We start from the raw sequence: 24,476 nt of genomic DNA, 5'->3' as shown, positions 1-24,476 counted from the left end.
ATTTACAACAAGGTTTCCGTCATTGCCTTCGAAGGTGCTGTCCGGAAGCACAGCCTGTGCCCCGGTCATTCCAGCAAGGACAAACCCTAGACAGGCGAGTCCAGCGCCCCAGCGGGCGCGCGTGATGTTTTTCATGGGTGACGCTCACTATCTAAGTGGCCGATGAAAACCAGGCGTGACCCGGTGGTCCGCCCGTTGATCCCCCAGCAACTCTCCCCAATATTGGATCGGCCGTCGCCCCTGGAAGGGGTGACGGCCGGACTACTCCGGTCGTCGCTTCTTCGCGGCGGATCGAAGTCGGCTGGGCAGCACGGAGCCAGCCGTCATTGCTGGAGGTGCGCCGTGGATAAAGCTGGGCAGTGCGTGCATGAGTGCAACGTTCTGTGAGGCGGACCAGGCAGCGGAAGCCAAGCCCTGGTCCTGATCTGAGCTCAGGACCTGTTACCGATATGTAACCCAGCGCTTTGAGTGTACGCCCGGGACCATACCGTGACAACGACGTCCCGCTGGAAATGTGGGTCACCGCAGAAGGATGTTTTGGGACACCTAAATACTGGGTTCACTTCGACTGATACCCACCATGGTCACCGGTAGCTAGCCCGGCTGGCCGACGTCCTTGGCATCCATGATCCGGTACGCGTAGCCCTGTTCTGCCAGGAACCGCTGGCGCTTCGCTGCAAAATCCTGGTCCAGGGTGTCCCGCGCCACCAGCGAATAGAAGCGTGCTGCCCGGCCGTCCTTCTTCGGCCGCAGCAGCCTTCCCAGCCGCTGCGCCTCCTCCTGCCGGGACCCGAAGGAGCCGGACACCTGGATGGCCACGGAGGCCTCGGGCAGGTCGATGGAGAAGTTGGCGACCTTGGACACCACCAGCGTCTGGATGTCGCCGGCGCGGAATTCGTCAAAAAGCCGCTGGCGTACCTTCACGGAGGTGTCGCCCTTGATGACGGGAGCCCCCAGGCGCCCGCCGAGGTCATCCAGCTGGTCGATGTACTGCCCGATCACGAGCAGTTGCTCCCCGGCATGTCTGGCCACGAGTTCCTCCACCACCTGGGTCTTGGATTCGGAGGTGGAGCACAGCCGGTACTTGTCGGCGTCGTCGGCCATGGCGTAGGCCACCCGCTCATCCTTGGGCAGGTCCACGCGGACCTCCACGCAGTCCGCGGGGGCGATGTACCCTTGGGACTCGATGTCCTTCCACGGGGCGTCGTAGCGCTTGGGCCCGATCAGGCTGAACACCTCGCCTTCCCGGCCGTCCTCCCGGACCAGCGTGGCGGTCAGCCCAAGGCGGCGCCTTGCCTGCAGGTCGGCCGTCATCCGGAAGATCGGGGCCGGCAGCAGGTGCACCTCGTCGTAGATGATCAGGCCCCAGTCGTGGCCGTCCACCAGTTCCAGGTGCGGATACAGGCCGCCCCGCCGGGTGGTGAGGACCTGGTAGGTGGCGATGGTGACCGGCCGGACTTCCTTGACTGCACCGGAGTACTCGCCGATCTCGTCCGCGGTCAGGGATGTGCGCTTCAGCAGCTCGTCCTTCCACTGCCGGGCGGCAACGGTGTTCGTCACCAGGATCAGGGTTGTGGTGGAACCGGTGGCCATGGCTGCCGCCCCCACCAGGGTCTTGCCCGCACCGCAGGGCAGCACCACCACGCCGCTGCCGCCGGCCCAGAAGTTTTCGCTGGCCAGCCGCTGGTATGGCCGCAGCTGCCAGCCGTCCTCGTTCAGCGCGATCAGGTGCGGGGTCCCGTCCACATATCCCGCCAGGTCCTCCGCCGGCCAGCCGATCTTAAGCAGGAGCTGCTTCAGCTGCCCCCGCTGGGACGCGTGCACAACCACCGTTTCGCCGTCGATCCGGGGCCCCAGCAGGGGCTGGATTTTCTTTGCCCGGATCACTTCCTCGAGGACCGGGTAGTCGTCCGTCCGCATCACCAGGCCGTGCTGGGGATCCTTTTCCAGGCGGAGCCGGCCGTACCGCGACATCGTCTCCTCGATATCGATCAGCAGCGAATGTGGCACGGGGAACCGGGAGTACTTCAGCAGCGTGTCCAGCACCTTTTCCGCGTCGAGCCCCGCGGCCCGGGCGTTCCACAGGCCCAGCGGCGTGAGCCGGTAGCTGTGCATGTGCTCGGGTGCCCGTTCCAGCTCTGCGAACGGGGCGATGGCATGCCGCGCCTCGGTGGCCAGCTCGTGGTCCACCTCGAGCAGGATGGTTTTGTCGCTTTGGACGATCAGGGGTCCGTCGTTCACGCGGGGGAGTCCTTCACTGGCGCAGTTCCTCTGCGGCCTCAACATCGATGATCCGGTGGATGGACAGGACGCGCTCCGTCTCCTTTGCGGGGTCAAACACCCGGACGCGTCCGCCACTTACGGAGAGGGGAACAACAACTTCAAGGTTGGCATTCCCCAGGCTGTCCACCACGTTCATGCTGATCCGCTGCTTCAGCCTGATGGCCCGCTGCAGTACCTCCAGCCCCAGCTGGGTGGCCACTTCGCCGGCGTGGTCACCGCCGGGCTGGCGTACGACGGCGGCGCCCGCCTGGCGCAGTACCGCCAGCTGGGCAGCCACGTCCTCGTCCGCCGGAGCCGAGCGGGGAGGCGTGTAGACGGGACGGAGGTTTTCCTGCGGAACGGGGTTCCGCCGGAGCCTGATGGCAGGGTCCTCAGTCCCTTCCACGGCAGGCGACAGTCCCAGGCTTCGCAGGACCTGGGCCGCCTGACGCGGTGGTGCCGTGGAGATGAGGACCGTGGGCGCAATCCTGACCAGCCCCAGCCCGGCCGCCTTGGGCCCGGACAGGAGCTCGAGCAGGACCGCCTCGTCCTCGCTCTGGATAAAGCTGGCCGCCTGCCCCACCCGCACGCGGCCGTGCCGGGAGGCGGTGTCCTCCACCAGATATTGCAGCGGCTGGGGCACCGCGGTGGCGGAGTGCTCCCGCAGGAACTCCAGCAGCCCCGGGGCGTCATAGCCGGAATCAAGCGCGCGGCGGACGGAGCTGTCCGTGAACCTGTAGATGGTGGCCGGCCCCTGGCCTTCGGCGTCGGCCATGACCAGGAGCTTTTCGGTCAGTTCAGGGGCAAGGTAGCCGGGAGCGACGGCCGTGAGGTCCGCCTGCAGGAGCACGTGGTTCAAGGCAGCAGGAAGGTGTTCACCCAGGATCGCCAGTGCCGCGTCCGGGCGGTCCTCCGCGAAGGCGCTGCCCAATTGCGTCAGCGCCCCGGACCCCACCAGCCCGAGCAGTTCGGCCTCCGCCAGAACCCCGCGGATCAGCGAACTGAACCGCCGCGCCATCCGGGGCTGGGCCCACTCAGCGCGCTGGAGGACGGCGGCGGCGTCCAGCACGGGAGCCGCGCCGTCCTGCGCCACGGCTTCAGTGGTGAGTTCGTGCAGGATCTCCAGGATGCGCTTGCGGATTACCGGGGCGTCGGGGCGCTGCGGCTCGGCGGACAGCGGCACAATGGTGCTGCCGGCAGCGGTGCGGTGTCCAGCGGGCAGTCCCTGCGCGCCGTTGACAGGCTGGCCCACCATGGAGGGGACCCTTTCGCTGGCCAGCCAGGCGTTCACCAGCCACAGCCATTGTTCCTGCCGCGGCAAGCCAAGCCACTCGAGCTCCGGCGGCTGGACCCAGGACGACGAGTCCACGTCCAGCCGGATCAGGCCCGCCAGCCCGCACAGTTCCAGCAGCAGCCCAACCCGGGCCTGCTCAACACGGAGCAGCTCGGCAAGCCGGCGGGTTTCCCGGACCCCCACCCCGCCGCTGCGCAGCGTCACCAGGGGCTGCTCCCGTACTGCATGCAGGAGTTCACCCACCAGCCTCAGCGTCTCGGAGATGGCGCTCATCGCCGCGTTCCTCCGCAGCACGGCAGTGGTCCAGCCCAGTTCCGGGACAGGCGGTGAAAGGGCGAAGTCATCGATGATCACGCCACCACGCAGGGACAGTCCCACGCTGTGCGGCAGCTCCACGTGTGCCGCATCGAGCGGCACCAGCAGGCCGCGGGCCAGGAGCCAGTCAATCGGCCCGACGTCGGAGCCTTCCGTCGTGACGGACGCCTTGCGTTGCGCCTGGGGACGGCACCCATGGCCCAGTTCCGGAACCTGCCGAGCAACGCCGTCGTCCGTTCCGGCGCACCGGCGAGGATGCCTTTCAGCGCCTCGGGAGAGGACGTCCAGTGCTGCAGTGCGAGGGCTGCCTCCATGGGGGTGGTGGCGTCCTGGATGGCGGCGCCGCTGTGGTGCAGCTCGGAAACCAGTTGGACGGCGCGCTGGGCGAACGCCGGCTGGAGGCGCACCAGTTCCGTGTAGCTCCGGCCCAGGCCCGCCGGGTAAAGCCCCACAACGTCCTTGAGGCACCCGACCGGCAGGTAATAGTGCTGCCGCGAGGCGGAGGCGGGCGTCCCGTGCGGAGGTGCCGCCGGGTGCACCAGTGCCATTTCCTGCAGCCCGGCCAGGATCTGCTCGACGGTGGCCACGGTGGCACCCGAGATCATCTTGCGCAGCCCAGCGGCAGAAGCACTGTGCTCGGTATCCGTGTTGGTGCACAGGTGAAGGGTTTCCAGCACCTGCATCTGTGGCCGGTTGAGCCGTTCAAGGGCCCGCTGGACGCTGACCCGGGAACTTGCCCGGGCAGCGAGGGCGGAGAAATCGGGAACAGCGGGGGAGAGCAGGTCCGGCCGCGCGGCGAACAGCGCACGCAACGAGTCGTCGCTGCGTGACTCAAGATCCTTGCCGAGCGCGCGTATGAGGGACATCAGTCCCAACGTTACCGCTGGTCCGGCTTTCCTGCCCGGCGCCGCCCGGCAACACTGTCGAGGACGAGGAAGAGCATGAGGAGGAACGCCACCGGCAGGCCGTACAGCGCCGCGTAGGTCACCCATGACGGCGCCACCGAGCCGGCAAAAGCGAGGGCCATCACTGCTCCCACTGCCGCCAGGGAAAGCACTGCAATGACTGCGGCCGCGATCATGATGGGCCGCCGGTAGCGCGAGGGTGTCATGGACGTAACGCTACAGCGCCCCGGGCGCCCGGCGTGAACGCTGTTACCCGGCCCCTGTTGAAAGCGTGAATAGGGCACCGGGCAGGATAACCTTGAAGGATACAGACCAACACGGTTAGAGCGGCCATACCTTGAACCCGCACAACAATGCGGATGCGGTGGCGGCTGGCTGTGTCTCATGACAGTAGAAGAAGAAGGTTGATTACGTGCCTACCGGCAAGGTCAAGTGGTATGACAAGGACAAGGGCTTCGGGTTCCTCGCAGGCGAGGACGGCCAGGAGGTTTTCCTGCCCAAATCGTCGCTGCCTGAGGGCGTGACGGAGCTCAAGGCCGGCACCCGCGTGGAGTTCGGAGTGGCCGACGGCCGCAAGGGCGCCCAGGCCCTGGGCCTGCGGGTGCTGGACAAGACGCCGTCCATCGCCAAGGCCAAGCGGCCCTCCGCCCGGGACCTCGCGCCGCTGGTCCAGGACCTGGTGAGCGTGCTGGACAACCTGTCCGGCACGCTGTCCAAAGGAAAATACCCGGAAGGCAACAAGGGCAAGGCCATCGCGGCTGCCCTGCGTAAGGTTGCCGACGAGCTGGACGTTTAGCAGCCGATGAGTCCGGAAGCTGAACAGCCGCAGACGCAGGTGCAGGACACTGCAGGCGCCGCGACCGCTCCTGCCGCGGGAACAGCCCCGGCGGTGGCCAGGAACGCGCCCAAGCGCCGGGCCGGCGTGCCAGTATGGCGGACCGGCAAGCCGGACGCCTTCCTCGCCGGTGCCGTGGAGACGGCCCGCACCGCGCTGGAAGGCATCACCGCCGCCGCGGACATCGGACGGCACCTCGCAGCCAAGAGCGAAGGCGACCGCCTGGTCACGCACCTGTTCGAGTCCAAGCTGGCGGGCTACGTGGGCTGGCAGTGGTACGCGGTGGTGACGCGCAACTCCCGTTCCAAGGTGGTCACCGTCAGCGAGCTGGGCCTGCTGCCGTCCGAGGACTCGATCCTCGCTCCGGAGTGGGTGCCGTGGGCTGAGCGTGTCCGGCCGGAGGACGAGCAGCAGCAGGAGCCGGAAGCCACCGAAGCTGACAGCGAACCGGCGTCCGGCGCAGCGGTTGCGGAACCTGACGCTGATGCCGGGTTCACCGGATCCGACGCCTCCGATGCCGATTACACGGATGAACCTGCCCCGCAGCCTTCGGCGAACGACGCCGGCAGGGAGTAACTGCTGGACGTCCCCTTGACGGGAAACACAGACGGCGCCGTCCGGGCGAAACCCGGGCGGCGCCGTCCGACTTAAGGAAAGGCTACTTGCGGAGTTCGCCCACCACGTAGTCGATGCTGGCCAGCAGTGCGGAGACGTCATCCGGCTCGATGGCAACGAACGTCGCAATCCGGAGCTGGTTGCGGCCAAGCTTCCGGTACGGCTCAGTGTCCACGATGCCGTTGGCGCGCAGGACCTTGGCTACAACGGCGGCATCCACGGATTCATCGAAGTCGATGGTGGCAATGACGTTGGAGCGCTCATCCGGGTTGGCCACGAAGGGCGTGGCGAACTCGGCGGCGTCGGCCCAGCTGTAGATGCGTCCTGCCGAGTCGGCCGTCCGGGCGGCAGCGAAGTCCAGCCCGCCGTTTGAGTTCAGCCACTGCACCTGGGCGTCCAGGGTCACCAGGGTGGACAGGGACGGGGTGTTGTACGTCTGGTTGAGGCGCGAGTTGTCAATGGCCGTCTGCAGGTCCAGGAAGTCGGGAATCCAGCGGCCGCTTGCCTTGATCCGCGCGGCGCGCTCCAGGGCAGCGGGGGAGAACAGCCCAAGCCACAGGCCGCCGTCGGAGGCAAAGTTCTTCTGCGGGGCAAAGTAGTAGACGTCGCTCTCCGCCACATCGACGTCCAGGCCGCCGGCCGCGGAGGTGGCATCCACCAGCACCAGGGAACCCTCATCCGCACCTGCCACCCGCTTGACCGGAGCGGCTACGCCCGTGGAGGTCTCGTTCTGCGGCCAGGCATACACGTCAACGCCGGCTTCTGCCTGCGCCGCGGGCCGGGTGCCGGGCTCGGACTTGATGATGGAGGAGGCGTCCAGGAACGGCGCCTTGTTGGTGGCGGCCGCAAACTTGGAACCGAACTCACCGAAGGACAGGTGCTGTGCCTTCTTCTCCACCAGGCCGAAGCTGGCAACATCCCAGAACGCAGTGGAACCGCCCACGCCCAGGACAACCTCGTATCCTTCCGGGGCGCGGAAGAACTGGCTGAGGCCCTCGCGGACTGAACCGACAAGGTTCTTGACCGGTGCCTGCCGGTGGGAGGTGCCCAGGATGTTCTTCGATGCGGCGGACAGCGCATCAATCTGCTCCTGGCGGACTTTGGAAGGTCCGGCGCCCGAACCGCCCGTCCTTGGGAAGGAGGTCGGCAGGAATAGTGATGCTTGGTTCGCTCACGGGGGCTCCAATTTCGGCGTGGACGCGGCTGAGGTCCGGACGGGTGGATGGTCGCTGGCGCGCAGTCGGCGATGACTGCATCGAAGGCCTTTCCCATTCTGCCTGAACAGCTGTTTGGGCGGGAACCGGAACCGTCATAGTCCAGCCACTGAGACGGCCTCGCGGGCGGCTTCCAACTATTCGGACTAAGTCAAAATAGGCTAAGCTAGCCAACGGACTACGTCGCGGTGAACAGCGATACGGTGGGACAACGCAAGGTACTGCGCTCGAGGAGCTGAGCTGGATGACGGATCTGATCGACACTACGGAGATGTACCTTCGGACCATTCTGGAGCTGGAAGAAGAGAACATCGTCGCCCTGCGGGCCCGTATCGCGGAACGCCTGCGCCACTCGGGTCCCACGGTGTCCCAGACCATCGGCAGGATGGAGCGTGACGGGCTGGTGGTGGTCTCCGGCGACCGCCACCTGGAGCTCACCGAAATCGGCCGCAAGCGCGCCACCGAGGTCATGCGGAAGCACCGCCTGGCGGAGCGGCTCCTGGCCGACGTGATCGGGCTGGACTGGGCCTATGTGCATGACGAAGCCTGCCGCTGGGAGCATGTGATGAGCGAACGGGTGGAGCGGCGCATCTACGAGATGCTGGACCATCCCACCGAATCGCCATACGGCAACCCGATTCCGGGCCTTGCCGCGCTTGGTGGCCAGCCCTCCCTTGCCTCCACCGATACGGTGACCAGCCTCCTGGAAGCCATGAAGTCCTACGGGCCTGCGTCGGAGGTCACGGTCAGCCGGCTGGCGGAGCCCATCCAGGTAGAGCCGGAACTGCTGTCCCAGCTTGATGAGGGCGGCATCCGCCCGGGCGCCGCGGTAACCCTGGAGCGCGTGGGGACTACATCTCGGTCCGGGTGCCGGGCATTGAAGGCGCCCTGGAACTTCCGCCTGAAGTTGCCGCGCACGTGTTCGTTCACGTCCGCTAGGAAGTCTTTCCGCCGCAGCGTGACGTCGGTAACGCCAAGATAACGGAATTGTTACCAAGGGCCTTAAGCCCCTATAGTTGAACCGAGCGTTGATACAAAAGCGTTACCTGATCCGGAGCCGAGCTCTGCCAGCGGATCGGGAGCACGAGTCAATAACTGGCAGAGGCGGGGGAACCACAAGCGGCAGCGGGGGACTGCCTTGGGGTGAAGTCCGTCAGCAGCAAGCCTCTTCCAGTGAAGGAATCCCTCAGCGGGATATCTCTGTGCCGAAGCTTGCTTACGGCGGACCGGGTCTTTGAACTCTCTGACCCGAATCCGACAGCTAACTTCGCAGGCTTTCCAGAGAGGAATCCTTCTTGTCCATGCAGACCTCCAGGGGCGCCGCCGCGCGGCAGGCCCCGCTTCGGCGCCGCGTGTCGTCGAAGTCATCCACACGGAGCGCCCCCGCGATCTCCACCGTGATGCGCGCCGCCGTCGGGGTCCGTTCCGGCAGATCACCGAGTTTGCCTCGGCGAGCGGTATTGGCCAGAAGGCCGGCGTGGCCCTGGCTGCCACCGGCCTGGTGCTCACCGTCACTGTCCCGGCCACCAGCCCGGTCATGGCCACCGATGAGGCGGGCATAGCTCCAGTTGCAGCCTCGGCCGTCACCCCGCAGCCCGCGATTTCTGCCGAGGCCGGGGCCCAGATCGACTTCAGCCGCTCGGCCGTCGTGACCCAGGCAGACCCGGACGGCAAGCTCAAGCAGCTCCTGAGCGCACAGTCCGCCGGCGCCGTTTCCCGGGCCGCTTCCGCAGGAAGCCTGGGCGCCCCGCTGGCGTCGATGAGCACAGCCTCCCCCTTCGGTTACCGCGTCAGCCCCATCACCGGCGGATCCGGCGACTTCCACCGCGGTCAGGACTATGTTGCCCAGTGCGGCACCTCTGTCCTCGCGGCCGCCACCGGCACCGTAACGTTCGTCGGCTGGCACCAGTTCGGTGGCGGCAACCGTGTGGTGATCGACCACGGTAACGGCCTGGAGACCACTTACAACCACCTCTCGTCGTTCAATGTGTCCGAAGGCCAGACGGTCTCGCGCGGCGACGTTGTGGCACTGAGCGGCACCACCGGAGCCTCCACCGGCTGCCACCTGCACTTCGAAGTGCAGGTCAACGGCGAAGTCGTGGATCCGACAGGCTGGCTCTAGTCAAATGATGGCTGACTCTCGAATTAGCGTGACCAGTCGTGACCTGAATGTGACATTCGCTCGAAACTCCTGTACCGTCTAACTCGCGTCAACTTTTCCGAAGTTGACGCTCTTGTGCGGATTGCCTAACTCTGCCACCGCTCAAGGTCCGTTCGCATTTCATCGTCTGGCAGGGGCGGGGGAACCAATTTTGGCCTTCTTCACGGAAGGCCTTGGGGTTAAGTCGCAAAGCTTCCTTGAAGCGGCGCGGCCGGGTGACTCCCATCCGAATCCGACAGCTCACCTCGCAGGCATTGGGAGAGGCTACCTTCGTGTCTTCACGCCAGAATTCTGCGCGCCACCGTGCGCAACCGGTTCGTACCAACCCTTTGGACGCAGTGTCCAAGGCCGTTAGTGCCAACGCCGGGACAGTGGGTCGCCAGGCTGCTGTAGTTGCAGCCGCGTCCGGCCTTGTCCTTGGCATGGGACTGCCGGCCACCGCCGCGGACACCACCGCCGGCATCTCCGCTTCCACCGAGTCCGGTTCCGCGCAGACCGCCCTTGCAGTCACCGCAGCACCCACCGCCACCGTGTCCTTCGAGCGGCCGGTGGTCACCACCGTCGCCGCTCCCGTTGTCGAACGGGTGACCCCGCAGTCCACCTCTGACGACGAGGACGAGGCCGCCGCTTCCACCGCATCGACCGTGGCGGAAAAGGCTGTTGCTGCCACCGCTTCTGCGGCAACTTCCGGCCTCGCCGCCATCGCCTACACCGGCATCGGCAGCCCCTACGTCTGGGGAGGCACCAGCCCCACCTCCGGTTGGGACTGCTCGGGCTTCACCCAGTGGGTTTACGCCCAGGCCGGCATCAGCATCCCCCGCGTGAACGCATGGACCGCCATGACCCCCACCTCCACCCCCCAGCCGGGTGACCTGGTGATGCAGAACGGCGGCGCGCACGTCGGCATCTACGTCGGCAACGGCATGATGATCAGCGCCCTCAACCCTTCCCAGGGGACGCTTCTGCACTCCGTAGCCGCCACCGGCTCCTCCTCCTTCTACACCCTCGCAGGCTAATAGTTCTTGGGGCTTCGGCCCCGGGAACTATTTCTTTGCCCGCAATTTTTCGCTAGATCACCATCCCCGTTCGGGGCGCGCCGACGTACCCCCAAGATGCCGGCGCGTCCAAACTCTCGGTTGCCCACAGGCCCGAGGAAATCGAAAGAGAGAACTGATGACTACTCGTGCTACCGCACGGCACCGCGCCGAGGTCACTAAAACCAGCTCGATCGCCATCATTGCCAAGGCTGTGGGCGACAACGCCGGCGGCGTAGGACGCCAGGCCGCCGTGATCGCCGCGGCTTCCGGTCTCGTCCTGACCAGCGGCATCGCGGCCAACGCTGCCGACGCCAACTTCCAGCGCGACTCGGCCCCGGCGTCCGCCCTGGAAGTTGAATCCGCTATCGAAGCGCCCATTTCCGCGGCTTCCACCATCGCCATCACCTACGAGAAGCCGGCCGTGACCACCACGCCTGCTCCCGTGGTTGTGGAAGAACCCGAGGTTGAGGTGGAGGAAGCCGCGCCGGCCCCTGCCCCCGCTGCCCAGCCGGCTGCCGCTCCCAAGGTCACCGCCACCGTTTCCGCTGCGTCGGCCCCCGCCGCACCGGCTTCCGCCAGCGGCAAGGGCGCAGCCATCCTGTCCGCCGCGTACGCCCAGCTTGGTGTCATGCAGGACTGCACGATGCTGGTTACCAACTCCCTGGCCGCGGTCGGCATCAACTTCCACGACTGGCCCGCAGGTTACCTGTCCCTGGGTCGCACCGTGAGCGCGGCCGAGGCCCAGCCCGGCGACCTGATCTACTACGCTGACGGCGGCGCCGGCATGGCACACATCGCTGTTTACGCAGGCAACGGCCAGGCAGTCCACGGCGGCTACAACGGCAACCAGACTGTTGTCTTCAGCGCCAACGTTGGCTCCGGCCCGGTGTTCATCCGCGTCGACTAGAACCCTCCGTTTCCGGCCGAAGCCCCCGACGGCCGGCGATGGAGCAAGGACCCCTGCCCGCAAGACAGGGGTCCTTCCCCTTTAAACTGCAGCGGCAGCCGCCTCGGGCAGGCGCGTGCTTGCGCCGTTGGCGGTGGCCTGCTGGCGGGTCCGGGACAATTCTTCCGGGACGGCGATTACCTGATAATGCGCTTCTGTGTTTACTCTTGTGATGTCGATCCATAGCCCGGACATGCCGAGGGCAGCCGGCCCTCGTGCCCCTGACGGGTGCGGCCGTGAAGAGGTACGTGCATGCGCACTCTCGTTCTGAATGCTGGATATGAACCGCTGGCGGTTGTGACTTTCCGCCGGGCGCTGGTGCTTGTGCTCACGGGCAAAGCGAGCGTGGTGGCCGAAGGGGACGACCCCGTGGTGGGTCCACAGGAAATACTGGGCCGCCCCTCGGTAATCCTCCTCAACCGCTACATCCGCCCGCGCTACAACCAGGCCACCGCCGTCAGCCGCCGGGGTGTGCTGAGACGCGACGGGCACAAGTGCGCGTACTGCGGCAAGGCTGCGCACACGATCGACCACGTCCACCCAAAATCACGCGGCGGAGCCGACTCCTGGGAGAACCTCGTGGCAGCCTGCCTCCGCTGCAACAATGCCAAGGGTGACCACACTCCCGCGGAAATGGGCTGGAAGCTCCGGTTCGTTCCGGAACCTCCGCGCGGCACCATCTGGCAGATCAAGGAACTGGAGAAGCCCACCCCCCGCGTGGGACCCGTTCCTGCTGCCGGAGCGCGCTGCCTGACGGGTCCTTTCCTGTTTATGCGTCCCTGCCTGCGCTGGCTAGGCTGGAACCGTGCAAGATCCGCTGCCGCATTTTGATGCCCTGATCCTCGCCGGAGGCCGGTCCTCCCGGCTGGGCGGAGTACCCAAACAGCACCTGCTTTTCCGTGGCGCCACCTTGCTGGAACGTTCCCTCGATGCGGCGTCCGGTGCCCGCCGGACTGTGGTGGTCGGACCGGATCCGGGGCGCCTGCCGGAAACCGTCCTATCCTGCCGGGAGCAGCCCGAATTTTCCGGTCCCGCCGCCGCCATCGCTGCGGGGCTGGAGGTACTGTCCCGGGGCGGGGAGAAGCCGAGTACACGTTGGTGCTTGCCTGCGACATGCCACTGGTGGCCGACGCCGTGGTCCGGCTCTCCTCCGCACTGTCAGCGGAACCGGCTGATGGCCCCGGCAAGCCGGACGTGGTCATGGCCGCAACCGACGACGGCACGCCCCATGGCAGGGCCCAGCCGCTCGCCGGTTTTTATCGCACGGCTGGGCTAAAAAACGCCGTGGAGGATCTCGCTGCCCGGGGAGCCTTAATCAACGGCTCCGTCCGCTCGCTCCTTGCTAGTCTGGACGTGCAGCTTGTCACCGTACCCGCCGCGGCCACAGCCGATGTGGACACATGGGACGATGCCGCCGCGCTAGGGATTGCCGCCGGCCACCAGGACGATGACCAGGGCCGGCGCAGCCGCAGTTAACTTGGGAGGCAGTTCATGAAAAGCCAGGAAGAGACGCTGGAGGAATGGTGCAGGTCACTGCTCCAGGCCTATGAACTCGAAGACGTCCAGGTGGATGTCAATGCCATTCTCTCGCTTGCCGGAGTGGCCGCCCATTCTGTAGTGCGCCCGGCCGCGCCGCTGACCACCTTCATTGCAGGCTACGCCGCCGGCCTCGCCTCCGGGGCAGGCCATGCAACAGACGCCGCCTCCATGGACTCGGCCCTTGCCGTGGCCCGCTCCCTGGCCGCCGACTACGATGCTGAAGCCGCCGGGACCCCCGGCGAATGACCGAGGACGCCCCCTCAGGAGCTGGCGAATCCGAAGGGCAGGAAGCGCACCACCATCTGGCCCACACCTGGGAAGAAGCCCGGCAGGCAGCCTTTGATGCCGCCACGCCGATCCCTGCCGGGCCTGTAGCACTCGGGCTGGCCCTGGGACGCAGGCTGGACCAGGACATTGTGGCACTGCAGGACATGCCGCACTATGCCTCCTCCGCGATGGACGGGTGGGTCGTCAACGGGACAGGGCCCTGGATTCCCGCCGAGCCCGGGACCAGGCTGGCGCCGCACCAGGCCAGCCCCATCGTGACCGGCGGCCTCATACCACCCGGAGGGAAGGCCGTCCTCCGCAGCGAGAATGCCGTACTCGCCGAGGACGATGACGGGCTGCCCATCCTGACAACGGGCGGCAGTGCCCGCCCGGGTGAGCCCCGAACAGGCCAGCACATCCGGAAGGCAGGCGAGGAAGCCTTGGAAGGCGACCTCCTGGTGGCTGCCGGCGTGGAGTTGAACCCGGCCCATCTGGCCCTTGCGGCCCTCGGCGGATACGACGAGCTGCGTGTCCAGGGCAAACCGCTGGTGCGGCTCCTGCTGACAGGCTCCGAAGTGGTGGCGCAGGGGCTTCCCGTTCCGGGCCAGGTGCGGGACACGTTCGGTCCGCAGCTTCCCGCAGTGGTCACGATGCTGGGCGGCATCCCCGGCGGCCAGCAAAAAATCGGTGACTCCTATCCCGAATGGCTCGCGGCCCTGGAGGACGTGGTTCCGGAGGTGCCGGGCGTGCCGGACCTGCCTGCCGACGTCGTGATTACGACCGGCGGGACCGGACCTTCCGGCACCGACCACCTGCGCAGGGCGGTGGCCGAGCTGGGCGGGCGGCTCCTGGTCGACGGCGTGGCCATGCGGCCAGGCCACCCCGCCGTGCTGGCCGAGCTGCCGGACGGCCGGTTCGTGCTGGGGCTGCCGGGCAATCCGCTGGCCGCGATGATGGCGCTGTGCACGGTAGGTGCTCCGCTGCTCGCTGCACTGGGTCACGGGACCATGCCGGCCGTGCAGCAGGTACCCTCCGGCACAGTAATCGAACCGGATCCCGGCCGCACGCGGCTGATGCCGTTCCGCCTCCTGTACGGCATGGCGTCGCCTGCCCAGCACACGGGGCCGGGGATGATGCGTGGGCTGGCCTCGGCTGACGGGGTAATGGTGGTGCCGCCGCACGGCGTGCAGCTGGGCGAACCCGTGCCGGCCTTTGCGCTGCCCTGGGCCCGCCCATTCCCGCGCCTGAGGCAACCCCCGCCAAAGCGAAGCCGAAAAGCGGCCGGGCTGCAGCCAAGCCGCCTGCGGGTCCGGTGGACTGGAGTGCCCTGCTTGGGTAGGCAGGATGTCCCCGCCCCGCAGGAGTCCCGAGCGTTCCGGGCAGCCGCCCGCTTCGGTTGAGCGGGGGCACTGCGGTTGCCATGATGGAGCTATGAACAGGCAGGAAGCATGGGACGCGTAACCCAGCGCCGCAAGGTGCACAAGTATTTGCTGGACGGCTCGCCAAAGGCCCTCGAGTTTCCGGTCCGGCACCGGGAGGACGTCCTGGCGGTGGAGGAACCGCTGGAGATCCGGCTGGGACGGATGTCCTTCTCCGTCACCATGCGTACTCCGGGCGACGACTTTGACCTGGTGGCTGGATTCCTGGTGTCCGAGGGCGTCATCTGGAGCGCCGACCAGCTGGTGTCCCTGCGGTTCTGCGCCGGCGAGGACGAAAACGGCATGCAGACCTTCAACGTGGTGGAAGCCCAGCTGCGGCCCGACGTCCCCCTTCCGGACACGGGACGCAACGTCTATACCTCCAGTTCCTGCGGCATCTGCGGTACGGACTCCATAGACTCGGTCCGGAAATCCTCGCACTACAGCCCCCAGGACGATCCCGTCACGATGGACGCGCACGTGCTTGCGTCGCTGCCGGCGCTGTTGCGGGAATCCCAGCGCGTCTTTGAGGAGACCGGGGGAGTGCACGCGGCCGGGCTGTTCAGGATCAATGACGACGGCGGCGCCCAGCTTCTCTGCCTCCGTGAGGACGTGGGGCGGCACAATGCCGTGGATAAGGTGGTGGGCTGGGCCCTGCGCGAAGGCCTCCTTCCACTGCGCGGCACGGTGCTGCAGGTCTCCGGGCGGGCATCCTTTGAACTGGTGCAGAAAGCCGCCCTGGCCGGATTCCCGTGCTCTCCGCGGTCAGCGCGCCGTCCAGCCTGGCGGTGGAACTCGCGGAGGCGAGCGGCTTGACGCTGGCGGGCTTCAGCAGGGGAACCAGCCTCAACGTGTACGCCGGCGACGCACGGGTGCTCAGGCCGGTGGCTGAGGTTCCGGCGTCCTGAGGCGGTTGCAGATGCCCACGGATGATCCTGGAGGGGTTGGATAAGAGGCTACTCAGCGGGTAGATTTGTCCATCGAATGGACACCATGGTCCACTTCCACACTCTAAAAGAGGGCACACATTGCATGATGACCGCCGGATAACGGAAGTCCGCCTCCACAGGTTTGTGCGTGAGCGCATCACCCCTTCCGTCTACGGCCGGATCCTCCCCCTTGCCTTGAGCAGCTGGGATGTGCCGGACGAACCGGTCCCTGCACTGGAGGCCATGCGGCAGGAATTCCACCCGCAGGAGCATGGCGCCGCCTGGGGCAAACCGTGGGGCACCAAGTGGCTTCGACTCCAGGGTGAGGTCCCCGAATCCTGGGGCACAGAACCGGACACCACGGTGGAAGTGCTGGTGGACCTGGGATTCACCATCGAGACGCCGGGATTCCAGTGCGAGGGCATCGCCTGGCGGCCGGACGGAACCATCATCAAGGCCGTCTCGCCGCGGAACCAGTACATCCCGTTGAAACTGCTGGGCGGCGGCATGGCGGTGGACTTCTATGTGGAAGCTGCGGCAAATCCCGACGTTGCCCAGGGCTGGACCTTTGCCGCAACCCCCTACGGGGACAAGTCCACTGCCGGAACGGCGCCGCAGTACAGGCTGGGGACCATTGCGATCGCTGAACTGAACCAGACCGTATGGGAGCTCCAGCAGGACGTCTGGACCCTGGCAGGACTAATGGAGCAACTGCCGCTGGAGCTTCCCCCGCCGGCACGAAATCCTCCGCGCCCTTGAACGCATGATGGACGTCATGGACCCGGACGACGTTGCCGGAACGGCAGCTGCCGGCCGCGAAGCCCTTGCCGGCGTCCTGGCCAGGCCTGCCTATGCATCCGCCCACCAGCTGGTTGCCACCGGCCATGCCCATATCGATTCCGCCTGGCTGTGGCCGGTCAGGGAAACCATGCGCAAATGCGCGCGGACGTTTTCCAACGTTGTGTCACTGATGGACGACAACCCGGACTTCGTCTTCTCCTGCTCATCCGCGCAGCAGCTGGCATGGATCAAGGAGTTCTACCCTGAGCTCTTCAGCAGGATCCGGGAAAAGGTATGTTCCGGCCAGTTCGTGCCCGTAGGGGGCATGTGGGTGGAATCGGATACCAACATGCCCGGCGGCGAGGCCATGGCCCGCCAGTTCGTGGAGGGCAAGAGCTTCTTCTTGTCGGAGTTCGGCATCGAATGCCGTGAAGCGTGGCTGCCGGATTCGTTCGGATACTCCGCAGCACTTCCGCAGATCGTGAAGTCCGCAGGCAGCCGCTGGTTCCTGACCCAGAAGATCTCCTGGAACCAGACCAACCGGATGCCGCACCACACCTTCAACTGGGAGGGCATTGACGGTACCCGCCTCTTCACGCACTTCCCCCCGGTGGACACCTACAACTCCGAACTCAGCGGCCGGGAGTTGGCCCACGCCGAACGGAACTACCGGGACCACGGGCGGGGAACAGTGTCACTGGTTCCCTTCGGCTTCGGCGACGGCGGCGGCGGACCTACCCGGGAAATGCTCGCCGCTGCGGCCCGCACCGCCGACCTGGAGGGATCGCCGAAGGTCCGGATCGGGTCCGCGGAGAGTTTCTTCCGGCAGGCCGAACAGGACTACACCTCGCTGCCCGTCTGGGTGGGGGAGATGTACCTTGAGCTGCACCGCGGAACGTACACCAGCCAGGCCCGTACCAAGAAGGGCAACCGGCGCAGTGAGCACCTGTTGCGGGAAGCCGAACTGTGGTGCGCCACGGCAGCGGTCCGGACCGACGGCGCCTACGCCTACCCGGCCGCTGAGCTGAAGCGCCTCTGGCGGCTGGTGCTGCTGCAGCAGTTCCACGACATTCTGCCCGGCAGTTCCATCGCCTGGGTCCACCAGGATGCCGAGCGCAACTACCAGGCGATCGAGGCCGGACTGGAAGCGCTGATCGGCCAGGCCGCTGCTGCGGTGCTCGGCTCGGGGGAGCGGGAGTTCCTCCTCAATGCCGCGCCGCATGCCAGGGATGGCGTGCCCGCCCTGGCGGCGGGAGAACCGGCCTTTTCTTCCGAAGCCGTCAGCGCAACGGCCGAAGCAGGCGGATACGTTCTGGACAACGGCGTCATCCGCGCGGTGCTGGACGCGAACGGCCTCCTGACATCCCTGCGTGATTACGCCAGCGGCCGGGAGGCCATCGCCCCTGACCAGTACGGCAACCTGCTGGAACTGCACCGCGACACGCCCAATGAATGGGATGCCTGGGACATCGACGAGTTCTACCGGCGCAACGTCACTGCGCTGACCGGTGCGGAATCTGTCCGGCTGGAAGGCGAAGGCGGGGCCGCCGTCGTGGTGGTGGAACGGCTGGCCGGAGCCTCTTCGATCACGCAGCGGATCACGCTGGCGCCCGAGAGTCCGTCGCTGTCGATCACCACCTCGGTGGACTGGCAGGAACGGGAGAAGCTTCTGAAGCTAGGGTTCGCCCTGGACATCCGGGCCGACCGCTCGGCTGCCGAGACGCAGTTCGGGCACGTCTTCCGGCCCACCCACATCAACACGTCCTGGGAGGCGGCGAAGTTCGAGATCTGCGCGCACCGCTGGATCCACGTTGCCGAACCCGGCTACGGGGTGGCGGTCTCCAACGCGTCCACCTATGGCCATGACGTGGCCAGGAACGTCAGGGAGTCCGACGGCGGCACCACCACCACCGTGCGCCTGTCCCTGCTGCGCGCTCCCAAGTTCCCGGACCCGGAGGCCGACCGCGGGCTTCATGACCTGACCGTCACCATTCGTCCCGGCGCCGGCATTGCCGAGGCTGTCCAGGAGGGCTACCGCACCAACCTCGCACCCCGGATGGTCCGCGGGGCCGCGCCCGTTGAACCGCTGTTCTCGGTAACCAACCCAGCCTTGGTGATTGAAGCGGTCAAGCTGGCTGAGGACGGGTCGGGCGATGTGATCGCCAGGCTCTACGAGTCACTGGGGGAGCGCTCCACCGGGAGGGTCACTGCCAACTTTGCGTCAGCGGCTGTCCGCGCCGTCGATCTGCTGGAGCGGGACGTCCAGTCACCAGGGGTAGAGGCCGGGGCCGGTGGTGCCACCCTGCAGCTGCGCCCGTTCCAGCTGGTCACGCTGAGGTTCACCCGCGCATAAGTTCCACAGAATTTCTGGGCTGATATGGCGACTTCAAGGCCCCTGAAGTCGCCATATCTGGCCGAAAACTCAAGCGAAATGGGCCTTCAATAGGCTGAGTGGGGGCGGTCCCCAACGGCCGCCACCACTCATCCCCCAATGTGTGCAAAGGCCCCCGGGACAGGGAGCGTTCAAGAATTTATCCCCGTTCGTAAACGCCCCTCGGTCCCACCTTCACACATTCATGATTGTTTCACATTCTAATGATTTTGTGAAAGCCGCTTGGTTACTTTTCGGTAGATGTCCTTTGCCTGCCCATGCTCTTGCCGTTTTGCACCCTTGCGGCCCAGATCAGCGCAAGCCCGATCACAAAGCACAGCACCGCCGTGTAGTTCACCACGAACTCCACGGCGTCCCAGGACCGGGGAATGAACGGGAACAGCAGTGAGAGGGCGATGGCGACTCCGCCCAGCGCCAGGAGCCCGGCCGCTATCCGCACGAGGACGGGCAGGCGGCTCCGCACTGCACGGACCATGGCAGGCAGGAGCACCAGCGAAATATAGGACGGGTAGGCCCGGCCGGCTGCCCCGTAGTACTCCACCAGGACGGCGTTGCGGGCGTCCCGCCGGGCCGGTCCCACGAGCCCTGCCGACGATCCTGCGGTGTCCATGAGGAAGAACACGGCCACCATCGCCACGGAGATGGCCAGCAGTACGATCATCCCCGCCCTTCCGGTGATGAGCCGGTAGGCGCCCTCGGCACCGAACCCCTTGGTGACGCGGATGCCCAGGAAGAAGATGGTGGCGAAGATGACGAACCGCAGGAGGAGGTTTGCCAGATTGATCCCGCCTAGCGCCTGGTCGATCACCACGTAGGGCGCCTCGATGCTCAGCAGGATGGCGAGGGTCATCAGGGCGAAGATATAGAAGGGCGACCGGTTCTCACCCCGCAGCAGGCTGGGTACCCGCGCTATGGCGGTCAGGCCGCAGACGGCCAGCGTGGCCCATTGAAGGATTTCAATCATCCCAGGTTCTCCCAGATCTTTTCTGTCTGTGCTTGGTCCTGCTCTTGGCGCCGCAGTACTTTCCCCAGCGCCTGGAGCCGGTCCCCGGCAAGGGTGGTGAGGTCGCCGTCGGACATGCTGTCCAGGGCCGCCTGGCGCGCACCCGGCGGCCAGCCTGCCTCTTCCTCCGTGATCAGCCCGGTGGCCACCAGGCCCCCTGTGGGCCCCACCCCGGCTGCCCGCGAGGTTGCGAGGGCAAGTTCCGGGGAGAGCCGGTTGGCAGTCAGCTGGGCGGAGTAGTTCTGGGGCGCCACCCCGGTGGCAGCCGAGACGCGGTGCCGCACCTCGCCGTCGTCAATGGCGTCCACCCAGTTCTTCACGGAGGTTGCATGCGGGGCGGGGCTGAGGGCGGGCGGCTGTGGTCGTGGCCTCCCCGCGGGGTCCATGGCGGGGCGCGCAAGCGCTGCCTGCAGCAGGTCCGGGGTCGAAATCTGGCTGATCAGCTCGCAGCGGGTAGGCGGCGGGAGCGGGCCGGCCAGTTCGCGGTAGTCATCGAAATACGCCAGTGCGGCGACCGGATTGACGCTGTAGGCCCGGGCGATGCTGACCACGGTGGTAACGGAGACCTTGCCCCTGACCAGCTGCTGGGCGAGCGTTGTCCTCTTTATCCCGGAGACCCTGCAGACGTCTGCTGTGCTGGCATCGGGGGCGATGCCTTGCAGCCAGCGCTGGAACGCCTTGGCGGGAAGGATCATGGGGTGCTCTCTGCAGAACGGACGGTGAATCAATTTTAGCGTGCCGCCAAACCTCGCCGATTTTACCGCCGGTGCTGTTTCGACTATGCTTGATGGTCGAGCCCGTTGGTCCGTACACCCCCCAAGTCCGGACCAGCGGGTTCTTTCATGCCCTGCGCCGGGATCCCCGGGATCCGTACGGCGGCGCCGGCCCTGCTCCGGCAGGAAACCGGGCTGGACCGGTGAAAGGATGGACCAATGACTGCAACCCTTGTTGCCAAGGACATCGCGGGCGGACATGACCACCGCCAGCTCTTTGCAGGACTTTCCCTGACCGTCGCTCCCGGCGATGTTGTGGGCGTGGTTGGCGCCAACGGCGCTGGCAAGACAACCCTGCTGCGGATCCTCGCCGGTGCGGACCAGCCGCAGGCCGGGACTGTCAGCATGGCTCCGGCCGACGCGTTTGTGGGCTGGCTTCCCCAGGAGCACGAGCGGGTGCCGGGGAGAACGTGGCAGCCTACATTGCCCGCCGCACGGGCTGCGCCCAAGCTACCGCCGACATGGAATCCACTGCGGAGGCACTGGGCGGCGGCGCACCGGGCGCCGACGATGCCTACGCCAGGGCCTTCGACCGGTGGATGGCCTCCGGCGCCGCCGACCTCGACGACCGCATCCCGGCCGTCCTCGCCGATCTCGGCCTGGAAGCGGGCGCCGACGCCCCCATGACCGGCCTCTCCGGCGGCCAGGCCGCCCGGGTGGCGCTGGCTGCCCTGCTGCTGAGCCGGTTCGACGTGGTGCTCCTGGACGAGCCCACCAACGATCTGGACCTGGCCGGGCTCGCCAGGCTGGAGGACTTCGTAAAGGGGCTGCGCGGCGGCGTGGTCCTGGTCAGCCACGACCGCGAGTTCCTGGCCCGGTGCGTCACCACCGTGGTGGAGCTGGACCAGGCACAGAACGCCGTCTCGGTGTACGACGGCGGGTATGACGCCTACCTGGAGGAACGTGCAGTCGCTCGCCGCCACGCCAGGGAGAAGTACGAGGAGTTCGCCGCCACGAAGGCCGACCTGGTGTCCCGTGCCCGGACCCAGCGGGAGTGGAGCTCCCAGGGTGTCCGCAACGCCATGCGGAAAAGCCCGGACAACGACAAGATCCGCCGCGCGGCCAGCACCGAGTCCTCGGAAAAGCAGGCGCAGAAGGTCCGGCAGATGGAATCCCGGATCGCGCGGCTGGATGCGGTGGAAGAACCGCGGAAGGAATGGCAGCTGCAGTTCTCCATCGGCCAGGCCCCGCGGTCCAGTTCCGTGGTAGCCACCCTCCGCGACGCCGAGGTCCGCCAGGGCGGGTTTACCCTGGGACCGGTCAACCTGCAGCTCAACGCGGGGGAGCGGATCGGCATCACCGGTCCCAACGGTGCAGGCAAGTCCACGCTGCTCCGCCTCCTCCTCGGCGCCGTTGAGCCCGACGCCGGCAGCGCGTCCATGGGCGCCTCCGTTGCCATCGGCGAAATTGACCAGGCACGCGGGCTGCTGCAGGGGCACCTGGCCTTAGCTGACGCCGTCGGGGAAGTCCTTGGCGACATGACCCCGGCGGAGGTCCGCACCCTGCTGGCCAAGTTCGGCCTAAAGGCCGACCACACCGGGCGGCCCGTTGATTCCCTCTCGCCAGGGGAACGCACCCGGGCCGCGCTGGCCTTGCTCCAGGCGCGCGGCGTGAACCTGCTGGTCCTGGATGAACCCACGAACCACCTCGACCTGCCGGCCATCGAGCAGCTCGAAGAGGCACTGGACAGCTACGAGGGTGCCCTGCTGCTGGTGACCCACGACCGCAGGCTGCTCGAGAACGTCCGGCTGGATGTACGTTGGGAACTGGACAACGGCACGGTCACCAAGCAGCACATCTCAAGCAGCATGAGGACCGACAGTTAGGGAACTACTTTGACCGCGGAGCAGTATCGATGAGCATGGAACAGGTGGCCCGGGGTTCCCTTTACAACCTCGTCAGGGCCAAGAGCGGATCCAAACCGTTCTCCAAGGAAACCCTCAAGCGGGTCCTGGCCTTTGCCCGGCCGCACCGCGGCAAACTGCTGGCCTTCGTGGCCATGTCCGTTGCGATGGCCTTCCTTGCCGTGGCAACCCCGGTCCTGGCCGGCCAGGTGGTGGACGCCATCGTGGCACGCGCCAGCGAGGGCGAGGTCATCCGGCTGGCCCTGCTGATCGCCGTCGTCGCTGTGGCCGAGGCGGGCCTGGGCCTGGTCAACCGCTGGCTGTCCTCCACCATCGGCGAAGGCGTGATCCTCGACCTGCGCACCCGCGTCTTTGACCATGTCCAGAAAATGCCCATCGCCTTCTTCACCCGCACCCGCACGGGCGCCCTGGTCAGCCGCCTGAACAATGACGTCATCGGCGCCCAGTCCGCATTCGCGGGGACCCTGTCCGGTGTGGTCAGCAACGTGGTGGCCCTGGTCCTGACCCTGGCGGTCATGCTGGGCACCTCGTGGCAGGTGACGGTCCTGGCCATGGTCCTGCTGCCGGTGTTCCTGGTCCCCGCCCGGCGGATGGGATCGAAGCTGGCGGACCTGCGCCGCGAGGCGGCCGAACACAACGCGGCCATGGGCACGCAGATGACCGAACGCTTCTCCGCCCCGGGCGCCACCCTGGTCAAGCTGTTCGGCCGGCCGGCCGACGAATCCCGGGAGTTCGCCGTCCGCGCCGGCCGGGTCCGTGACATCGGCATCCGGACGGCCATGCTGCAGTTCACCTTCGTGACGGCACTGACGCTGGTTTCCGCCCTTGCCCTGGCACTTGTCTACGGCCTGGGCGGCTGGTATGCCATCACCGGCCAGCTGGCCGCGGGCGACGTGGTGGTCCTGGCTCTGCTGCTCACCCGGCTGTACGCTCCGCTGACGGCGCTTTCCAACGCGCGGGTGGAGATCATGAGCGCCCTTGTCAGTTTTGAGCGCGTGTTCGAGATCCTGGACCTCAAACCGCTGATCCAGCAGAAGCCCGGCGCCGTTCCGGTACCGCCGGGTCCCGTGTCCGTGGAATTCGACGACGTCCGCTTCGCCTACCCGTCCGCGGACAAGGTGTCACTGGCCTCACTGGAGGAAGTGTCCACCCTGGACACCCGCGGCGGCGAGGAAGTGCTGCACGGTATCAGCTTCCGGGTGGAACCCGGGCAGACGGTGGCGCTGGTCGGGTCCTCCGGCGCCGGCAAATCCACCATCGCCCAGCTGCTGGCCCGGCTGTACGACGTCGATTCCGGCGCCGTCCGGCTGGGCGGCAGCTTGCCGGGTTCCGGCCTGGACCTGCGGGACGCCACCTTCGACTCCCTCCGGGACACGCTGGGCATGGTCACCCAGGACGGCCACCTCTTCCACGAGACCATCGCCTCCAACCTGCGCCTGGCCCGGCCCGACGCCACCGAGAAGGACATGTGGGACGTCATCCGGCAGGCACGGCTGGAGACGATGATCCGGTCCCTGCCGGATGGGCTGGAGACCGTGGTGGGGGAGCGCGGCTACCGGCTCTCGGGCGGTGAGCGCCAGCGCCTCACCATTGCCCGGCTGCTGATCGCCCAGCCCCGGGTGGTCATCCTGGACGAAGCCACCGCGGCGCTGGACTCCACCAACGAGGCAGCCGTGCAGGCAGCCCTGGGTGCCGCACTCGAGGGGCGCACCGCCGTCGTGATTGCCCACCGGCTGTCCACCATCCGCGCCGCCGACGCCATCCTGGTGGTGGAGGACGGGCGGATCGTGGAGCGGGGCACCCACACCGAGCTGCTCGCCGCCGACGGCCGCTACGCGGAGCTGTACCGCACCCAGTTTGCCGAGGCGACAGCCGTGGCGCAGGAGGCAGTCCCCGAGCTGTAGGGGTTCCGCCGGCGGCGCGGAC

General features: G+C 67.0%; 12 protein-coding genes, 9 pseudogenes and 2 riboswitches. Of the genes and pseudogenes, 15 read left to right on the top strand and 6 right to left on the bottom strand.

Annotated elements, in window-relative coordinates:
* Positions 1-594: 594 nt before the first annotated feature.
* The 3 genes and pseudogenes from ACPEE0_RS15880 to ACPEE0_RS15870 all read right to left on the bottom strand — a co-directional run bounded on the left by ACPEE0_RS15880 (position 595) and on the right by ACPEE0_RS15870 (position 4,982).
* Positions 595-2,241 (bottom strand): DNA repair helicase XPB, encoded by a 1,647-nt coding sequence (locus ACPEE0_RS15880; protein ID WP_133352107.1) that lies wholly within the window; start codon positions 2,239-2,241, stop codon positions 595-597.
* 13 nt (positions 2,242-2,254) lie between these two features.
* Positions 2,255-4,737 (bottom strand): annotated as a pseudogene (locus ACPEE0_RS15875) (helicase-associated domain-containing protein).
* Positions 4,738-4,748: 11 nt separating this feature from the next.
* Positions 4,749-4,982 (bottom strand): hypothetical protein, encoded by a 234-nt coding sequence (locus ACPEE0_RS15870; protein WP_009358150.1) that lies wholly within the window; start codon positions 4,980-4,982, stop codon positions 4,749-4,751.
* Positions 4,983-5,188: 206 nt separating this feature from the next.
* Between ACPEE0_RS15870 and ACPEE0_RS15865 the strand changes: the two genes are divergently transcribed.
* Together ACPEE0_RS15865 and ACPEE0_RS15860 are read left to right on the top strand one after the other, a co-directional pair.
* Positions 5,189-5,572 (top strand): cold-shock protein, encoded by a 384-nt coding sequence (locus ACPEE0_RS15865; RefSeq protein WP_009358151.1) that lies wholly within the window; start codon positions 5,189-5,191, stop codon positions 5,570-5,572.
* Between the two features lie 6 nt (positions 5,573-5,578).
* Positions 5,579-6,187 (top strand): DUF3027 domain-containing protein, encoded by a 609-nt coding sequence (locus ACPEE0_RS15860; protein ID WP_009358152.1) that lies wholly within the window; start codon positions 5,579-5,581, stop codon positions 6,185-6,187.
* 82 nt (positions 6,188-6,269) lie between these two features.
* On the opposite strand, the pseudogene serC reads toward ACPEE0_RS15860, so the two are convergent.
* Positions 6,270-7,401: pseudogene (serC, locus tag ACPEE0_RS15855) on the bottom strand (phosphoserine transaminase).
* A 283-nt stretch (positions 7,402-7,684) separates the two neighbouring features.
* On the opposite strand from serC, the pseudogene ACPEE0_RS15850 reads away from it, so the two are divergent.
* The 11 genes and pseudogenes from ACPEE0_RS15850 to ACPEE0_RS15800 all read left to right on the top strand — a co-directional run bounded on the left by ACPEE0_RS15850 (position 7,685) and on the right by ACPEE0_RS15800 (position 18,870).
* Positions 7,685-8,379 (top strand): annotated as a pseudogene (locus ACPEE0_RS15850) (metal-dependent transcriptional regulator).
* Between the two features lie 137 nt (positions 8,380-8,516).
* A riboswitch (cyclic di-AMP (ydaO/yuaA leader) is annotated at positions 8,517-8,731 on the top strand.
* Entirely contained in the window at positions 8,729-9,562 is an 834-nt protein-coding gene (locus tag ACPEE0_RS15845; protein ID WP_424575289.1) for a M23 family metallopeptidase, read from the top strand. Its footprint overlaps the riboswitch before it by 3 nt.
* Positions 9,563-9,690: 128 nt before the next feature.
* A riboswitch (cyclic di-AMP (ydaO/yuaA leader) is annotated at positions 9,691-9,869 on the top strand.
* A gap of 70 nt (positions 9,870-9,939) precedes the next feature.
* A complete protein-coding gene (locus ACPEE0_RS15840) occupies positions 9,940-10,617 on the top strand; it encodes a C40 family peptidase (protein ID WP_009358156.1) in 678 nt (225 codons plus the stop codon).
* Positions 10,618-10,774: 157 nt separating this feature from the next.
* Positions 10,775-11,545 (top strand): NlpC/P60 family protein, encoded by a 771-nt coding sequence (locus ACPEE0_RS15835; protein ID WP_009358157.1) that lies wholly within the window; start codon positions 10,775-10,777, stop codon positions 11,543-11,545.
* Between the two features lie 291 nt (positions 11,546-11,836).
* Positions 11,837-12,338, top strand: a pseudogene (locus ACPEE0_RS15830) (HNH endonuclease).
* Positions 12,339-12,389: 51 nt separating this feature from the next.
* Positions 12,390-12,593 (top strand): annotated as a pseudogene (gene mobA / locus ACPEE0_RS15825) (molybdenum cofactor guanylyltransferase); the annotation flags it as partial.
* A gap of 104 nt (positions 12,594-12,697) precedes the next feature.
* Entirely contained in the window at positions 12,698-13,060 is a 363-nt protein-coding gene (gene mobA, locus ACPEE0_RS15820; protein ID WP_424575339.1) for a molybdenum cofactor guanylyltransferase, read from the top strand.
* 15 nt (positions 13,061-13,075) lie between these two features.
* Positions 13,076-13,369, top strand: coding sequence for a DUF6457 domain-containing protein (locus ACPEE0_RS15815; RefSeq protein ID WP_354177284.1), 294 nt, complete (start codon positions 13,076-13,078; stop codon positions 13,367-13,369).
* Positions 13,366-14,729 (top strand): annotated as a pseudogene (locus ACPEE0_RS15810) (molybdopterin molybdotransferase MoeA). The gene ACPEE0_RS15815 and the pseudogene ACPEE0_RS15810 overlap by 4 nt, the downstream one beginning before the upstream one ends.
* Positions 14,730-14,838: 109 nt before the next feature.
* Positions 14,839-15,716, top strand: a pseudogene (gene fdhD / locus ACPEE0_RS15805) (formate dehydrogenase accessory sulfurtransferase FdhD).
* 120 nt (positions 15,717-15,836) lie between these two features.
* Positions 15,837-18,870, top strand: a pseudogene (locus tag ACPEE0_RS15800) (alpha-mannosidase).
* Between the two features lie 265 nt (positions 18,871-19,135).
* Here ACPEE0_RS15800 and ACPEE0_RS15795 read toward each other — a convergent pair.
* Positions 19,136-19,873 carry a hypothetical protein gene (locus tag ACPEE0_RS15795; protein ID WP_009358161.1) on the bottom strand — a complete coding sequence of 246 codons (738 nt, stop codon included), beginning with the start codon at positions 19,871-19,873 and terminating at the stop codon, positions 19,136-19,138.
* Positions 19,870-20,607 (bottom strand): hypothetical protein, encoded by a 738-nt coding sequence (locus ACPEE0_RS15790; RefSeq protein WP_009358162.1) that lies wholly within the window; start codon positions 20,605-20,607, stop codon positions 19,870-19,872. The genes ACPEE0_RS15795 and ACPEE0_RS15790 overlap by 4 nt, the downstream gene beginning before the upstream one ends.
* 237 nt (positions 20,608-20,844) lie before the next feature.
* Here ACPEE0_RS15790 and abc-f point away from each other — a divergent pair.
* Positions 20,845-22,511 (top strand): annotated as a pseudogene (gene abc-f / locus ACPEE0_RS15785) (ribosomal protection-like ABC-F family protein).
* 29 nt (positions 22,512-22,540) lie between these two features.
* Positions 22,541-24,454 (top strand): ABC transporter ATP-binding protein, encoded by a 1,914-nt coding sequence (locus ACPEE0_RS15780; RefSeq protein WP_133352080.1) that lies wholly within the window; start codon positions 22,541-22,543, stop codon positions 24,452-24,454.
* Positions 24,455-24,476 lie beyond the last annotated feature (22 nt).

The sequence above is a fragment of the Arthrobacter sp. SD76 genome (assembly GCF_049726125.1).
GTDB classification, from domain to species: domain Bacteria; phylum Actinomycetota; class Actinomycetes; order Actinomycetales; family Micrococcaceae; genus Arthrobacter; species Arthrobacter nitrophenolicus.
This window is presented reverse-complemented; position numbering and strand designations above follow the sequence as displayed.

Bases quoted from the DNA above. Each gene is read 5' to 3' on its own strand.
- ACPEE0_RS15790 (WP_009358162.1), bottom strand. From the start codon at position 20,607: ATGATCCTTCCCGCCAAGGCGTTCCAGCGCTGGCTGCAAGGCATCGCC.
- ACPEE0_RS15835 (WP_009358157.1), top strand. From the start codon at position 10,775: ATGACTACTCGTGCTACCGCACGGCACCGCGCCGAGGTCACTAAAACC.
- ACPEE0_RS15815 (WP_354177284.1), top strand. From the start codon at position 13,076: ATGAAAAGCCAGGAAGAGACGCTGGAGGAATGGTGCAGGTCACTGCTC.
- ACPEE0_RS15780 (WP_133352080.1), top strand. From the start codon at position 22,541: ATGAGCATGGAACAGGTGGCCCGGGGTTCCCTTTACAACCTCGTCAGG.
- ACPEE0_RS15860 (WP_009358152.1), top strand. From the start codon at position 5,579: ATGAGTCCGGAAGCTGAACAGCCGCAGACGCAGGTGCAGGACACTGCA.
- ACPEE0_RS15795 (WP_009358161.1), bottom strand. From the start codon at position 19,873: ATGATTGAAATCCTTCAATGGGCCACGCTGGCCGTCTGCGGCCTGACC.
- mobA (WP_424575339.1), top strand. From the start codon at position 12,698: ATGCCACTGGTGGCCGACGCCGTGGTCCGGCTCTCCTCCGCACTGTCA.
- ACPEE0_RS15870 (WP_009358150.1), bottom strand. From the start codon at position 4,982: ATGACACCCTCGCGCTACCGGCGGCCCATCATGATCGCGGCCGCAGTC.